This window comes from Microbacterium sp. USTB-Y (assembly GCF_023703415.1).
Classification (GTDB): domain Bacteria; phylum Actinomycetota; class Actinomycetes; order Actinomycetales; family Microbacteriaceae; genus Microbacterium.
The window spans coordinates 708653-723147 of record NZ_JAGMTU010000001.1 but is presented as its reverse complement, the minus strand read 5'-3'; the positions used below and the strand labels follow the sequence as shown (position 1 = coordinate 723147).

16 protein-coding genes are annotated in these 14495 nt (G+C 69.9%); 13 read left to right on the top strand and 3 right to left on the bottom strand.

Annotation, left to right across the window (positions count from 1 at the left end):
- The first annotated feature begins 52 nt into the window (after nt 1-52).
- The 3 genes from J8G10_RS03435 (at nt 53) to J8G10_RS03425 (ending at nt 2991) form a co-directional block, all read left to right on the top strand.
- Complete coding sequence (locus J8G10_RS03435) at nt 53-910, top strand: ABC transporter ATP-binding protein (protein ID WP_251439289.1); 858 nt, start codon at nt 53-55, stop codon at nt 908-910.
- On the top strand, nt 907-1821 hold the full coding sequence (locus tag J8G10_RS03430; protein WP_251439288.1) for an ABC transporter permease: 915 nt from the start codon (nt 907-909) through the stop codon (nt 1819-1821). The genes J8G10_RS03435 and J8G10_RS03430 overlap by 4 nt, the downstream gene beginning before the upstream one ends.
- 69 nt (nt 1822-1890) lie before the next feature.
- On the top strand, nt 1891-2991 hold the full coding sequence (locus tag J8G10_RS03425) for an ABC transporter substrate-binding protein (RefSeq protein ID WP_251439286.1): 1101 nt from the start codon (nt 1891-1893) through the stop codon (nt 2989-2991).
- A gap of 189 nt (nt 2992-3180) precedes the next feature.
- Here J8G10_RS03425 and J8G10_RS03420 read toward each other — a convergent pair whose 3' ends face one another.
- The gene (locus J8G10_RS03420) at nt 3181-4524 is read right to left on the bottom strand and encodes an HNH endonuclease signature motif containing protein (protein WP_251439284.1); all 1344 of its coding nucleotides are present in this window, start codon (nt 4522-4524) and stop codon (nt 3181-3183) included.
- 220 nt (nt 4525-4744) lie between these two features.
- On the opposite strand from J8G10_RS03420, the gene J8G10_RS03415 reads away from it, so the two are divergent.
- From J8G10_RS03415 to J8G10_RS03390, 6 genes are all read left to right on the top strand, one after another.
- Nucleotides 4745-5818 carry a metallophosphoesterase gene (locus J8G10_RS03415; protein WP_251439282.1) on the top strand — a complete coding sequence of 358 codons (1074 nt, stop codon included), beginning with the start codon at nt 4745-4747 and terminating at the stop codon, nt 5816-5818.
- 124 nt (nt 5819-5942) lie between these two features.
- Nucleotides 5943-6569 (top strand): dihydrofolate reductase family protein, encoded by a 627-nt coding sequence (locus J8G10_RS03410; protein ID WP_251439280.1) that lies wholly within the window; start codon nt 5943-5945, stop codon nt 6567-6569.
- The gene (locus J8G10_RS03405; RefSeq protein WP_251439278.1) at nt 6566-7480 is read left to right on the top strand and encodes an NAD(P)-dependent oxidoreductase; all 915 of its coding nucleotides are present in this window, start codon (nt 6566-6568) and stop codon (nt 7478-7480) included. Before J8G10_RS03410 ends, J8G10_RS03405 begins: the two co-directional genes overlap by 4 nt.
- Before the next feature lie 49 nt (nt 7481-7529).
- On the top strand, nt 7530-8132 hold the full coding sequence (locus tag J8G10_RS03400) for a TetR/AcrR family transcriptional regulator (protein ID WP_251439276.1): 603 nt from the start codon (nt 7530-7532) through the stop codon (nt 8130-8132).
- Entirely contained in the window at nt 8129-8551 is a 423-nt protein-coding gene (locus J8G10_RS03395) for a hypothetical protein (protein ID WP_251439274.1), read from the top strand. The genes J8G10_RS03400 and J8G10_RS03395 overlap by 4 nt, the downstream gene beginning before the upstream one ends.
- Before the next feature lie 6 nt (nt 8552-8557).
- Nucleotides 8558-9391 (top strand): AraC family transcriptional regulator, encoded by an 834-nt coding sequence (locus tag J8G10_RS03390; RefSeq protein WP_251439272.1) that lies wholly within the window; start codon nt 8558-8560, stop codon nt 9389-9391.
- A gap of 57 nt (nt 9392-9448) precedes the next feature.
- Here the strand turns inward: J8G10_RS03390 and J8G10_RS03385 are convergent, their stop codons facing one another.
- Nucleotides 9449-10819, bottom strand: a complete 1371-nt coding sequence (locus J8G10_RS03385; protein WP_251439270.1) for an MFS transporter — start codon at nt 10817-10819, stop codon at nt 9449-9451.
- A gap of 230 nt (nt 10820-11049) precedes the next feature.
- Here J8G10_RS03385 and J8G10_RS03380 point away from each other — a divergent pair, with 230 nt between their 5' ends.
- The 4 genes from J8G10_RS03380 (at nt 11050) to J8G10_RS03365 (ending at nt 12909) form a co-directional block, all read left to right on the top strand.
- Entirely contained in the window at nt 11050-11364 is a 315-nt protein-coding gene (locus tag J8G10_RS03380; protein WP_251439268.1) for a hypothetical protein, read from the top strand.
- 260 nt (nt 11365-11624) lie between these two features.
- Nucleotides 11625-12287 carry a response regulator transcription factor gene (locus J8G10_RS03375; RefSeq protein ID WP_251439266.1) on the top strand — a complete coding sequence of 221 codons (663 nt, stop codon included), beginning with the start codon at nt 11625-11627 and terminating at the stop codon, nt 12285-12287.
- Complete coding sequence (locus tag J8G10_RS03370; protein WP_251439264.1) at nt 12284-12574, top strand: hypothetical protein; 291 nt, start codon at nt 12284-12286, stop codon at nt 12572-12574. Before J8G10_RS03375 ends, J8G10_RS03370 begins: the two co-directional genes overlap by 4 nt.
- 8 nt (nt 12575-12582) lie before the next feature.
- Nucleotides 12583-12909: a hypothetical protein gene (locus J8G10_RS03365; RefSeq protein WP_251439263.1), complete on the top strand. Its 327-nt coding sequence runs from the start codon at nt 12583-12585 to the stop codon at nt 12907-12909.
- Nucleotides 12910-12945: 36 nt separating this feature from the next.
- On the opposite strand, the gene J8G10_RS03360 is transcribed toward J8G10_RS03365, so the two are convergent.
- Nucleotides 12946-14406 (bottom strand): cytosine permease, encoded by a 1461-nt coding sequence (locus J8G10_RS03360; protein WP_374208749.1) that lies wholly within the window; start codon nt 14404-14406, stop codon nt 12946-12948.
- Nucleotides 14407-14495 lie beyond the last annotated feature (89 nt).

Below are 14495 nucleotides of genomic sequence, written 5' to 3'. Positions count from 1 at the left end.
GCCCGGCGCCGTCGCCGCGGCGAGCAGACACGGACAGAGAGGTCTTCCTGCCATGAGCGATACACGTTCCCCGGGTGCCGGCCGCGCCCCCGATGCCGGCGGACCCGCCGCGGGCATCGAGATCGTCGGCCTCACCAAGCGCTTCCTCACTCCGAAGGGGCAGACGTTCACCGCGATCCGCGACGTGACGCTGAGCGTCGAGCCCGGACAGTTCTGCGCGATCGTCGGACCGACCGGCTGCGGGAAGTCGACCACGCTCGCCCAGGTCTCTGGCCTCGAGAAGCCCTCGGCCGGATCCGTGAGCGTCGGCGGCCGCATCGTCGACGGCATCACCCAGGGCGTCAGCTACATGTTCCAGGCCGACTCGCTCTTCCCCTGGAAGACCGTGCTGAACAACGTCATGGTCGGGCCGGTGCTCACCGGCACGCCGAAGAAGGAGGCGGCGGCGCTCGCCCTCGACTGGCTGCGGCGCGTCGGCCTCTCCGGCTTCGAGGATCGCTACCCGCACCAGCTCTCCGGCGGCATGCGCAAGCGCGTCGCCATGGCCGCCGCCCTCATCAACCGGCCCCGGATCCTGCTCATGGACGAGCCGTTCGGCGCGCTCGACGTGCAGACCAAGGCGATCATGCAGACCGAGCTGCTGCAGCTCTGGGAAGAGCTGCGGCCCTCGGTGCTGTTCATCACGCACGACCTCGACGAGGCCGTCGCGCTCGCCGACCGGGTCGTCATCATGACGTCGAGCCCCGGCACCGTGAAGGACGTGTTCGAGATCGATCTGCCCCGCCCGCGCGGCGACGTGCAGCAGATCCGGCACGAGGGGCGCTTCCTCGAGCTGCAGGGGCAGATCTGGGAGTCGCTGCGCGAAGAGGTCGACCGCGCCTACGCGCAGACCGCGGCGGTGGCGGCATGACCGCCGCGACCGTCCGGGTGCCGTCCGCGGATGCCACCGGACGCCCGTACGCGACGCCGGTGAACGCCTCGGAGCAGAGCGAGGCCGAGCTGCAGGCCGCGGGCCGGCGCGCCCGCCGCCGTCACACCGCCTGGGTGTGGGTCGGCCGGATCGGGCTCGCCGTGGTCGTCATCGGCGGGTGGCAGCTGTTCACCGCGATGGGCTGGGTGGACAAGTTCTTCTTCGGCCAGCCCACCCTCGTCTGGGAGAGCCTCGTGCACCTGTTCACGCAGGGCACCGCGTTCGGATCCATCTGGGAGAACCTCTGGGTGACGGTGCAGGAGGCGCTGCTCGGCTTCGCGGTCGGCACGCTCGCCGGGATGGTCGTCGGGATCCTGCTCGGCAGCAACCGGTATCTGGCGGAGGTGTGCGGCCCGTACATCAAGATCGTCAACGCGATCCCCCGCATCGTGCTCGGCTCGATCTTCATCGTCGCGTTCGGTCTCGGGATGCCGGCGAAGGTGCTCCTCGCCGCGGTGCTGGTGTTCTTCGCCGTCTTCTTCAACGCCTTCCAGGGCGTGCGGGAGGTGGATCCGAACCTCGTGTCGAACGTGCGGGTGCTGGGCGCCTCGCCGCTGCAGGTCGCGCGGCACGTCACCATCCCGTCGGCGATGACCTGGATCATCGCGAGCCTGCACACGGCCTTCGGCTTCGCCATCATCGGCGCTCTCGTCGCCGAGGTGCTCGGCGCTCAGCGCGGCATCGGTCTCATCATCAGCCAGGCGCAGGGGTCCTTCGACCCGAACACCGTGTTCGCCTGCATGGTCATCATCGCGGCGTTCACGCTCGTCGCCGAGTACCTGATCTCGCTGCTCGAGAAGCGGGTGCTGCGCTGGCGCCCCCCGGCGCGCTCCGAGGCGTCCTCGATCTGAACTCCCTCCCTCGCAATCCCTCCCCACCAGGAACGCCGGCCCGATCGGCGCAACGAAAGGAAAACCCACATGAACAAGCGCGGCATCGTCGCCGTCGCGGCGGCCGGAGCACTGGCGCTCGGCCTCGCAGCCTGCAGCGGCGGAGCGTCCGGATCTTCCGGATCCAGCACCGCCGGAGCGAATGGCTCCTCGCCCGAGACCGTGAAGATCATGGTCGGCGGCATCGACAAGCAGATCTATCTGCCCTACAAGCTGGCCGACCAGCTCGGCTTCTACAAGAAGTTCGGGGTGAACGTCGAGCTCTCCACCGAGCAGAACGGCGGCGTCGGCGCGGAGGACGCGATGATCTCGGGCCAGGTCGACTTCGCGGGAGCGTGGTACAACCACACCATCGAGCTGCAGCCCAAGGGCAAGGAGGTCATCGACGTCGTACAGCTGAGCGGTGCGCCGGGCGAGCGCCTCATGTGCACCGCCAAGAGCGGCGTGAAGAGCCCCTCCGACATCAAGGGCAAGAACATGGGCGTCACGGATCTCGGATCCGGCACCGACAAGCTCACCCAGTTCATCGCGCACAAGGGCGGGCTGTCCACGAGCGACTACCAGACGGTCGCCGTGCACGCCGGTGCGACGGCGATCGCGGCCCTCACGCAGGGCTCCGCGGACTGCGCGATGACCACGCAGCCGACCGTGACCGCGCTCACCACGCAGAAGGTCGCCGACACCGTCGTCGACCTGGCCACCACCGAGGGCGCGCAGAAGGCGCTCGGCGGCGCATGGCCAGCCGCGGGCCTGCTCGGCCGCAGCGACTGGGTGAACAAGCACAAGGACGCCACGCAGCGCGTCGTGAACGCCCTGGTCGCCACGATGCACTGGATCGACGAGCACTCCGCAGGCGACATCGCGAACAAGCTGCCCGCCGAGTACGTGAACAACTCCACCATCACCAAGGACCAGTACATCGCCGGTCTCACGACCGACAAGGGCCAGTTCCTGCCCGACGGGATCATGCCCGCCGGCGGTCCCAAGACGGTGCTGGACATGGAGAAGCAGCTGGGCCTGGACACGTCCAAGGTCGACCTGAGCAAGACGTTCACGAACGACTACGCGCAGAAGGCCAACGCGGACGCCGGCACGAAGGTGACGACCAAGGCGGCCGGATCCGACGGCTGAGCGGATCCGCTCCCGCCTCTCGGCGGTCGAAGATGCCGGGTGCTCCCCACGGGGCGCCCGGCATCCTCGCGCCGGGCCTCGACCACACGCCCGCCTTCCGACGGCTTGATCCGGCCCCGCTCCCGGCACGATGGCATCATGCCCGCCGGCGGCCCCCGCACGATGCGGGACTCACGCCGTGCCCGCGGGTCAGGCGAGGATCTCGGAGCGGGCTCTCCCGCCGAGCCGGGGCGTGCGCAGCGGGTCCGTCGACGGGGGCGGAAGGAACCACACCTTCGCTCTCACGCCGGCGCCTTCGATGCGGATGTCCCAGCCGTTGTCGTGGATCAGGTGATGGCACGTCTCGCAGAGCAGCACCCCGTTCTCAAGGTCGGTGCCGCCGTGGTCGCGAGCCCACCACTCGATGTGATGTGCTTTCGTCATTCCGGGCGGCAGCCCGCAGAACGCGCATCCGCCGTCCCGCTCGGCGAGGGCGGTGCGCTGGGCCGCCGTGAAGAACCGCTGCTTGCGGCCCCAGTCGAGCACCTCGCCCTTCGAGCCGCAGACCCAGGGGATGACGCCGCCGCCCGCAGCCATGCGCCGCACGGTCGTGGCGCTCACGGGCTGGTCGATGCCGTCGATGAGACCGTGGCCGGTGCCGTTCATGAGATCGTCGAGTCCGATCCGCACGACGACCGTGGCGCCGTGGAGGGAAGCGGTGCTTTCGCAGGTCAGGGCGTGCTCGGCGAGGTGCACGAGGGCGTCGGCCTGGATCGCGGCGACGCTGCGTCGGTCGGCCTCGGGGGCGGAGCGATCGCGTCCGTCGCGCTTCGCGGCGAACTCCGCCGACACGAAGCCCTGGATGGCGGCCTTGACCGGGGCGCCGCGCGCGGGGTCCAGCGTCGCGCTGATGTGGAGCATCCCCTCGCGCTCGAACATCGACAGCGACGCCCTGGCCCGCAGTTCGTCCTCGCGCGGCGCGACCCCATCCGGGTCGAGGTGCGCCTCGAGTCGCGTGATCATCCGTCGGACGTCGTCGTGCGAAAGCCCGGGTGCGCGCTCCGTGAGCACCCGTTCGGCCTCGGCGGTGCGGGTCTCGTCGACGGTGAGCCGGGTCCTCTCCAGGAACACGATGATCGCGCTCGCGGCCGCCGCGCTCAGCCGCCCTTCGCGCATCGCGGCCTGCACCAGCGGGAACCGCGAGGGGCGGGGTTCGCCGAGGAGGTTCGTCCGCGGCGCGATCGCCTCGCCGACTTTGACGAGCCGCGCCGCTTCGCCCGTGGAGGCCCCGGTCGTGGTGGCGATCAACTGTGACGCGGTGCGGAAGCCCTGCTGCTTGGCGAGCGACTGCGGGCCGAGCTCGGGGCGGGACTCGTAGGAGATCCGGCTGCCGACGTCGGACTGCAGCCCCTCGGAGATGCGCTTCACGAGGCCCAGCGCCTCGGTGACGGCGAGCAGCTGGGGGCGCGAGAGGTCGGCGGAGGTCGGAGCGGCACCCCACGCCTGCTGGAGGCGTCGGGTCGCCTCCCGCAGGGGATCGAGTGTGCTGCTCATCCCACGATTCTATCGATTCGTCGAAGATAGCTTCGAAGTTATCCACAGGTGGCGATCGTCGTCCGAGCCCGCGGATCCGGCCCAGTGCGCACACTCGGCGCGGGGATTCCGCCCGGGAGGCGGTCCGAAGCGGCGACGTCGTCTCCTGTTCACCTCTCGTTCGGCCGGCTTTGCTGGCCTCGGGATCCGACAGGCGTTTCCGCGACAGCAAAGGACCCCCATGATCTCTCGACGTTCGCTCATCACCTCGACGGCCACGGCCGGCGCCCTCCTCGCCGCGAACGCCGCCTTCACCGCGGTGCCGGCCGCCGCGGTGGTCCCCGCGGGCAACGGCAAGGGCAACAACGGCAACGGGAAGGGCAACGGCGGCCCGAACGGCCGCATCACCTCCTTCACCGTCATCAGCGACATCCAGGGCGACCTGAACGACTTCGCCCGGGCCCTGCAGGACATCGCGGAGATCAACCCGGGCAGCGCCGGGATGGCGATCGCCGGCGACATCACGCCCCGCGGCTACGACTTCGAGTACGCGCAGGTGAGCAAGGTGCTCGACGCCAACCCGAAGCCGTCGACGCTGGCCTGGGCGATCGGCAACCACGAGTTCTACGTGCCCAAGTACTCCGACCCGAACACGCTCGCCCAGGCGACCTGGCCGAACGGCGCGACCGAGGACTCCCTGTTCAAGAGCTTCTACACCTTCGCCGGTCGCAACACGATCTACAACGAGCAGCTGTTCGGAGACGTGCCGGTGCTCATGATCGGCACGGAGAAGTACATGCACTACCACGACGCCACTCTCTGGGACGAGGTCTGGATGAGTGATGCCCAGTTCGCCTGGCTCGAGGACCGCCTGTGGTACTGGCGCGGACGCAACCGTCCGGTCATGGTGATCAGCCACCACCCGCTGCCGAACACGGTGTCCGGCTCGCGGAACAAGCTCTACATGTCGGACTACCTGCAGACCGACCGGCTGCTGGGGCTGCTGGGTCGTCACCCCGACGTCTTCCTGTTCACCGGTCACACGCACTGGGATCTGAACCTGTCGGACTGGTACGCCCGGCGCGTCGTCCCTGGCACCGGCAACCTCGACGGCTTCAACGTCATCAACACGGGCGCGATCCAGACGGGCTGGACCGACAACGGCGCCGGCGGCGAGAGCGTCGTCCCGGGCGACTTCAACCAGGGTCTGCAGGTCGAGGTCGGATTCGACCGCGTGACGATCAAGGCGCGCGACTTCGGCCGGAAGCAGTGGATCAAGCAGATCCAGATCCCGCTCTCCGGCCAGTGGTCCTGACGCGGGGGTGAGGCGCCCGGGCGACTCCCTCGGATCGCTCGGGTGCTCCTGATGCGCGTTCTGTTCAATCCCGGAGCCGCGACCATCCGTACCGTCGGAGTCATCCACGAGCGGAGGTTCGGTCATGAGCAAGGTCATCTGCGGTCTGTCGGTCTCGGTCGACGGGTTCATCACGGGGCGGGATCCGCGACCGGGGCACGGGCTCGGCGACGGCGGTGTGCTGTTCGACTGGTACGGCAGCGGAGACGTGCCGAGCAGGGTGTTCGCCGGCTTCCGGCTGTCGGCGCCGAGCGTGCGAGTGTTCGACGAGCTGGCGTCGCGTGTCGGCGCGAGCCTGGCGGGGCACACCACCTACGCCGATTCCGACGACTTCGCCGGAGGAGCACCGCACCCCACTGCTCCGCTCGTGGTGCTGTCGCACGAGTCGTTCCCGCCGGCGAACGAGCGTCAGACGATCGTCAGCACGGGCCTCGCCGATGCGGTCGAGGAAGCCAGGCGCCTGGCCGACGGCAAGGATGTGGGGCTCATGGGCGGCGTCCTGGTCACCGAAGCGCTCAAAGCCGGGCTGGTCGACGAGCTCATCCTGCACCAGGTGCCTGTGCTGCTGGGTTCCGGACGCCGCTTCTTCCACGAACTTCCGCGGCACATCGCACTGCGGATCCACGATGTGGTGTCCGCGCCCGACGTCACGCACCTGCACTACCTCGTCGAGAACGCCGGACGCACCATGACGCAGGAGGACGCGCGATGATCCTCGTCACCGGAGGCCTCGGCATGATCGGCGCGCACACCGCGGCCGCGCTCGTCGACCGCGGCGAGGAGGTGGTGGTCACGGCGCATCGGCGCACGGACGTGCCCGCGTTCCTCGTCGACCGTGTCGCCATCGAGACCGTGGACGTGGCCGACCGTGAAGCGTTCCTCGCGCTCGGCGACCGGCACGACATCGGCGGCATCGTGCACCTGGCCGGCAGCATCCCCGAAGCGGATCCGATCCCGTACTTCCGGCGTGACTCCGCGGGGCTGTTCACCGCACTCGAGGCCGCGCGGACCTGGGGGGTCGACCGATTCGCCGTGGCGGGCAGCATCAGTTCCTACGAGGGGCGCGACGAGCGGCCGTGGACCGAGGATCTCGCCCTGCCGCTCGCGGTGCCACCGCACCCGATCGCCGCCTTCAAGAAGGCGGTCGAGCCGCTGACGCTGTCGGCGCTCGCCGGCACCGCCGTGCAGCCGGTGCTGCTGCGGATCGGCAGCACCTGGGGTCCGTTGATGGATCCGGAGTCTCCGTTCAACCCCGTGCCGGGGACCGTGAGCGCCGTGCTGCGTGGGGAGCGCCCTCGCCCGCTGCCGGCCCGCGGCGGCGACTTCGGCTACGCGCCGGACTCCGGTCGCGCGATCGCCCTGCTCATGACCGCGCCTGTGCTCGCGCATCTCGCGTACAACGTGTCGAGCGGGGTGCCGTTCACCGCGGCTCAGCTCATCGACGCGCTCGACGCCGCGCTGCCCGGATCCGGGATCGCGCTGACGCCGGACGCGGACCCGGCTGGCGAGGGGCCGTACCTCGACATCGCGCGACTGCGGGCGGAGACGGGGTTCGCTCCGGCGTTCGACGTGGCCGGCGCCGTGGCGCACTACGTGGATTGGCGTCGCGAGAACCCGCGGTAGTGCTCCGGAGGGGCTTGCCATATTTACTCAGTTAAGTAATTATGAGGACATGACTCCGACGCGCAGCTATCGCACGACCCAGGAGCGCCGCACCGAGATCGTCGAGGCGACGGTCCGGGTGCTCGCGGAGCAGGGCTTCGCGAGTGCATCCTTCGCCCGGATCCGCGAGACGGCAGGGCTCAGCAGCACGCGCATGATCTCGTACCACTTCGCCGACAAGGCGGCGCTCATGGCCGCGCTCGTCGAGCACGTGGTCCAGCGGGCCGCGCTCGTCATGGTCCCCGCCATGGAGGCCGAACCGACGTGGGCGGGCAAGCTCACGGCGTACCTGAGGGCCAATCTGCGCTTCCTCGCCGACAACCGGCTCTCGGCCCGCGCCGTGATCGAGGTCATCCGCAACGCCCCTCGCGCCGACAACGATCTGCGCGAGGACACCTCGGCGCTGCTGCTCTCCGTGCTCCTGACGCACGGGCAGGCGGCGGGCGAGTTCCGCGCCTTCGACCCCCTTGTGGTGGCGCGCTCGATCCGCGCGACCATCGACGCGTTCGCCATGACCATGCCGTCGGACGAGGCCGCCACCGCGACGGCGATCGAGGAGATCGTCGCCCTGTACCAGAGGGCCACCCGCCCGGAAGAAGGAGTCCGATCATGACCCTGTCCATCGACCGTCGCACGGCGGTGCGCCCGGCGCTCGACGCCGTGCGCCGGCTGTGGTGGCTGTGCGCCGCGGTGTCGCTGATCGCGCTGGCCGCCGCCGCGGTTCTCGCCGTCGTCGACCCCGCCGAGGTGAACTGGGTCGTGTGGCTGCGCGGCTCAGTCGTCGCGGTGGCGAGCCTCGTGTTCGTCGTGGTGACGAGAGCGGTGGCGCGCGGGAGCCGTCGCGCCTTCACGAGGATGCGATGGATCTCGATCCTCGCGCCGATCGGCATCGGCCTGATCATCGTCTCGCCGGATTCGGGCTATCCGCTCTGGATGAAGATCGAGCAGGGACTCATCGGGGTCCTCATCGTCGTGATCGCGGTGCTGTTGAACAGCCGGGAGATGCGGGCCGCCTTCCCCAAGGAGAGCTGAGGCGAGATGGCCGACACGTACCGCGAGCGGCAGCCGAGTGCGGCGCTGGCCGGCATGGTGCGCACGGTCTGGGTGCAGCGCTTCGGTGACGAGCCCGTCATCCACCGTCACCTGCCCACCGGCGGCATGGAGATCCATGTGGTGGTGGGAGGGGGCGCGCGGGTGTTCGGCCCGCTCACCCGGCATCGACTCGAGGCCATCCCGTCGCGCACTACGATCCTCGGGGTGCGCTTCCGTCCGGGTGGCGCGCCGCCGCTGCCGATGCCGTTCGAGGAGCTGGTCGACCGGAGCGTGCCTCTCGTGGAGGTCTGGGGAGGCCTCGCGGAGCGCCTTCTCGACGACGTCGCAGCGGTCGGCGCCGCCGAGCGCGGGATCGGACTGCTCGAGGCGTTCCTGATGCAGCGATTCCGGGTGGGGAGGGCGGCCGATCCCCTGCTGCGCGCCGCAGTCGAAGCGCTCATGCCCTGGCGTCCCGTCGAGGTCGGCGCGGTCGCCGCGGACGTGGGGCTGTCGGAGAGTCAACTGCGGCGGCGCTCGCTGAGCGCGGTCGGACTCAGCCCCAAGGTGCTGCAGCGCACGCTGCGATTCCAGGGATTCCTCGCCCTCGCTCAGGCCGGCGCGACTTCCCGTGCGCGGGTCGGCGCCGACGGGATCGCGGGGCTGGCCGTGGATGCAGGGTATGCGGACCAGGCGCACCTGAGCCGCGAGTGCCTGCGCCTGACCGGCCAGACGCCCAAGGAACTCCTGCACGGCGACGTCGAGCGCTGCGCCTGCGGGCACGATCATTCCGCGTCGTACCGCCCGTTCCTCGCGGGGCGGACCCGTGCGCCGGGAATCTGAGTTCCGAAGGGCGGGGCTGTCGCCGCCGCAGCGTCGACAGCCCCGCCGGCTGTTTCGTCAGCGCTGCCGGACGGCGTCCTCCGCGGAAGAGGAGGTGGGGGCCAGGCGCGACCGGTCCTCCGCGTCGAGCGCGCGCAGATCCGCCCCCTTCGTCTCGCGGGCCGCGGCCACGGCGATGAGCGTGATCGCGCAGGCGATCGCCACGTAGATCGCGACCGGGACGCTCGAGCCGTACTGTGCGAGCAGGCTGGTCGCGATGATCGGGGCCAGCGAACCGGCGAAGATCGACGTGACCTGGTAGCCGAGGCTGACGCCCGAGTACCGCATCCGCGTCGGGAACATCTCCGCCATGATCGCGGGCTGCCCCGCGTACATCGCCGCGTGGAAGACGAGGCCGAGGGCGATGGCCGCCCAGATGACGACGGGGTTGCCGGTGTTCATCATCGGGAAGGCGAAGAAGCCCCACGCGGCGCCGAGGATCGCGCCGACCGCGTAGACGGGCTTGCGGCCCCAGCGGTCGGACAGTCGTCCGAACAGCGGGATCACGAGGAAGTGCACCACGTGGGCGCCGGCGAGGACGAGCAGCGTCGCCGACGTCGCCTCCTTGACGGACTGGGTGAGGTACACGATCGAGAAGGTGACGACCACGTAGTAGAGGATGTTCTCCGCGACGCGCAGGCCCATCGCGACGAGCACGCCGCGCGGGTAGCGGTGCACGACCTCGAGCGGACCGAAGCTCTTCGAGGCCTCCTGCTCCTGCGCCTGCTTCATCTCCAGGAAGATCGGCGCCTCGGTGACCTTGGTGCGGATGTACCAGCCGATGAGCACGATCACGGCGGACAGCCAGAACGCGATCCGCCAGCCCCACCCCAGGAACGCGTCCTGCGGCAGCGTCGCGGACAGGGCGAAGAGCACGAGCGTGGCGAGCAGGTTGCCGACCGGGACGGCCGCCTGCGGCCAGCTCGCCCAGAATCCGCGCCGCTCGCGGGGGCTGTGCTCGGCGACGAGCAGCACGGCGCCGCCCCATTCCCCGCCGATCGCGAAGCCCTGGGCGAAGCGGAGCAGCACCAGCAGGACCGGCGCGAGATATCCGACCTGGGTGAATCCGGGCAGGCAGCCGATGAGGAAGGTCGCGGCGCCGATGATCAGGATGCTGGCCTGCAGGAGCTTCTTGCGCCCGTACCTGTCGCCGAGGTGCCCGAACACGAGCCCCCCGAGCGGGCGGGCGATGAAGCCGATCGCGTAGGTGACGAAGGCGGCGATGATGCCGCTGAACGGGTCGTCCGAGGGCGGGAAGAAGACGGCGCCGAGCACGAGCGTCGACGCCGACGCGTAGAGGAAGAACTCGTACCACTCGACGACCGTGCCCGCCATCGAGGCGGCCACGACTCGGCGCAGGCCGGAGGGGGATGCTGTGTCGTACGCCATGTGTGCTCCTTTGCACGTCCTGTTCGGCTGTCGACTCCCCAGCCTGAACGGAACACCGCACTGCGGCAATGACCATTTGCGGCGAACGCGATGTGCGAAAACGCACAGCGCACGCTGTGCGGAGACGAGGCGCCCGCGCACGACGGAGATGCGATATCACCCTTCGGGGTGAAGACACCGCGCCGCCCGCTCGGTACCGTGAAGGCGGGGGAGCGGACGGAGGCGGACGCATGGACGGGCTTCAGGACGGCGCGGAGTCGCGCCGGGACGCATCGGCGGGGCCGCGCCGGATCGCGCGTCCGCGAGCGGAGTTCGTCCGCGCGGGCGGGCGGCCGTGGAGCGAGATGACGATCCGCGACCTCATCATCGAGCTCGGCAGGGTGGAGGACGCGCTCGGGAGCCGGGCGACGGCGGACGACCGCGATGGCCCGCGCCGGTACCTGACCCGTCGGGAGGCGCTGATCCTCGAGGAACTGCATCGACGGAGGTCTCCGGATCCGTCTCCGGTCGTCTCCGGAGAGAGCGCGGCCGCGGCATCCGCGTGACCCGGCGGGCCGCGTGATTTCACCCCTAGGGGTGAAGACGGCAGTCCCGCCCGCTGGTTAGCGTGGGGAGCGGAGCAAGGGCGCGTCGGCGTCGCACGCGGCGCAGGGCGCCGGCGACGCATCGCCCGACGACGGAAACGTCTGCCGTGCGAGCAGATGACGACAGGGAAGGGGTTGCGCGAATCATGACCTCTCCCGTGCCCGTGGTCCCTACACTTCTCGCAGGATCGCCGGTCCCCCCGGCCGATGGAGGAGTTCCGATGCTGCGAGTCGCCCTGGTGAATGACTACGAGGTGGTCGTGCGCGGCCTGGCCGCGATGCTGCGCGCCTATCGCGACGTGATCCAGGTCGTGGAGCTGGACCTGAACAAGCCCGTCACCCAGCAGGTCGACGTCGCCCTCTACGACACCTTCGCGTCCACGCAGGGCGACCGCTCCGACGTGCACGACCTGGCGGCGAATCCGCGGGTCGGACGCGTGGTCGTCTATTCCTGGGTCCTCGACGAGGGGCTGATCCGCGGCGCGATCGAGAACGGCGCGGGCGGATACGTGTCCAAGGGCATCCCCGCGCGGCAGCTCGTCACCGCTCTGCAGGAGATCTGCGCCGGTGGTTCTCAGGTGTGGGTCGACACCCAGGGCAAGCCGGCCGTCACCGCCGGGGACTGGCCAGGCCGCGAGGAGGGCCTCACGGTGCGGGAGGCCGAGGTCCTCGCCCTGATCACGCAGGGCCTGTCGAACGCCGAGATCGCGGATCGCACGCATCTGTCGGTCAACTCGGTCAAGACCTACATCCGCTCCGCCTATCGCCGCATCGGCGTGCGCTCGCGCACGGAGGCCGTGCTCTGGGGCGTCGAGCACGGATTCCGGCCCGACCGGCTCCGGGTGCGCGGCCCGCAGCTCCCCGAAGACGGAAGCGGCACATGACGCCGGAGGAGCGCTTCGAACTGCGGCAGGTCGCCGTCAACGAGTGGAGCATCAGCGACCACAGCTACGACGCGCACGACGAGCGCTGCGTGGTCGCGTGCATCTGGTGGGTCGCGCTCGACGAGTGCGAGGTCAATTGGATGGTCGATCTCGGACTCCCCACCCGATACCCGAGCCCGGCGAACGTCATCGAAGACCTTCGCCTGCTGGTGCCGCGCCGCACCAAGCCCATCCCGATCGCCCATTTCGCGCCGCCGACGACGCGGCCGACCCCAGATCCCGGATAGGCGGACCCATGGGAACCATCTACTACGGCGGATCCGAATCCCCGATCCATATCGAGGACCGCGTGCTCGCCCACCTGAAAGTCGTGATCACGACGAAGCTGCGCCGTGGCGAGAGCCTCACCGTGTCCTGGGCGCATCCCGGCGATCAGTCCCCGGGACGCAGCTCGATCTGGCTCAACCCGGCGGTCCCGCTGAGGTTCGTCTTCGAGGAGGCGGAGGGGCCGGAGCTGGACAGGAGGATCCTCACGGAGCTGGCGGACGCCGCGAACTCGGCCGGGGGGATCCGCCTGAGCGCCGAGGACGTCGGGCCGCGCACCTGCTCCCCGCGGTCCTGAGGCGCGGCAGCACGCCCGTCCCTGAGGCGGCGAACCTCACGGCCGCGGGTGCTCGTCGATGCGGAGGTCCTCCATCTGCGCGTCCGTCGGATAGATCATGTGCGCCGGCGGGCGGTTCGTGCGCTTGCCGACGACGTAGTACAGCACCGAGGTCACCGCGAGTCCCACGAGCCAGGAGATGTCGGCACCGCCGAGCAGTTCCGTGATCGGTCCCGTGTAGAGCGTCTGCGCGAGGAACGGGATCTGCACGACGACCCCGGCTGCATAGACCGCCAGGGCGGGCCAGTTCCACGCCCCGTAGCGTCCCTTCGCGTCGTACAGCGCCGGGATGTCGATCCGTTCCTTCGAGATCAGGTAGTAGTCGACGAGGTTGATCGCCGACCACGGGATGAACACCATCAGCAGGAGCAGCACGAAGTTGCGGAAGAAGGCGAGGAACTCGGCACTGGCGGCCAGGGCGACGATCATCGACAGCAGGATGAACCCGACGATGTACAGCGCGCGGGCGAGGGTGGAGATGCGGGTCCGGCCGCGGAAGGCGGTCACCGTGGTCAGCGTGGACATGAATCCGCCGTACGCGTTCAGGGTGTTGACCGCGAGCTTTCCGCAGACGATCACCAGGTACAGCACGATCGCGATCGCGGCCGGGCCGGCGAGCTCGCCGATGAATCCGACCTGGTTGCCGAGGAACGCGTCGCCCGCGACGGCGGCGACGAGGGCGCCGAGGGTCATCGACCACTGCGAGCCGATCACGCTGCCGGTGAACGTCGCCCAGAACGTGGTGGACTCGCTGGTCGAACGCGGCAGGTACCGGGAGTAGTCGGCGACGTACGGTCCGAACGTGAGCTGCCAGCCGGCGCCGAGCGAGATCGCGAGCAGGAACGTCGCCCATTCGAAGGGCTTGAGGTTGACGTGCGCGGCGACGTCGTAGGTGAGGAACAGGCGGATCAGCAGGTAGGTGAACCCGATGATGCCCGCGACGGTCGCGATGCGGCCGACGACGTGGATGAGGCGGTACCCGAAGATCGCGACGATCGCGGTGAGCACTCCGAAGACGATGATCCCGACGGCGGGGGCGTCCACGCCGAGGATGAGGTTGATCGCCTGTCCGGTGAGCACGGTGCCGGTGGCCGCGAACCCGAGGTACATCAGGATCACGAGGACCAGGGGGACGGCGGCGCCGCGGACGCCGAACTGGGCCCGGCTGGAGATCATCTGGGGCAGGCCCATCCGCGGTCCCTGCGCCGCGTGCAGCGCCATCACGACGCCGCCGGCGAGGTTGCCGATCAGCAGCCCGATGATGGCCCAGAGCGCGTCGGCGCCGAAGACCACGGCGAGGGCGCCGTCGACGATCGCGGTGATCTGCATGTTCGCGCCGAACCACAGGGTGAACTGGCTGCGCGGCGAACCGTGCCGCTCGGCGTCCGGCACGACGTCGATCGTGCGCGTCTCGACGGCGAGCATCTGCGTGGTCGGGGTGGGTTCGTTCTCGCTCACGGGAAGGGGATCCTCTCGGGTTTCGTCGGGGCGGGTCGACGATGACCGCGCCGGGTGCTTCTCAGGGATGGTGCTCGGGCCGGCCGCCC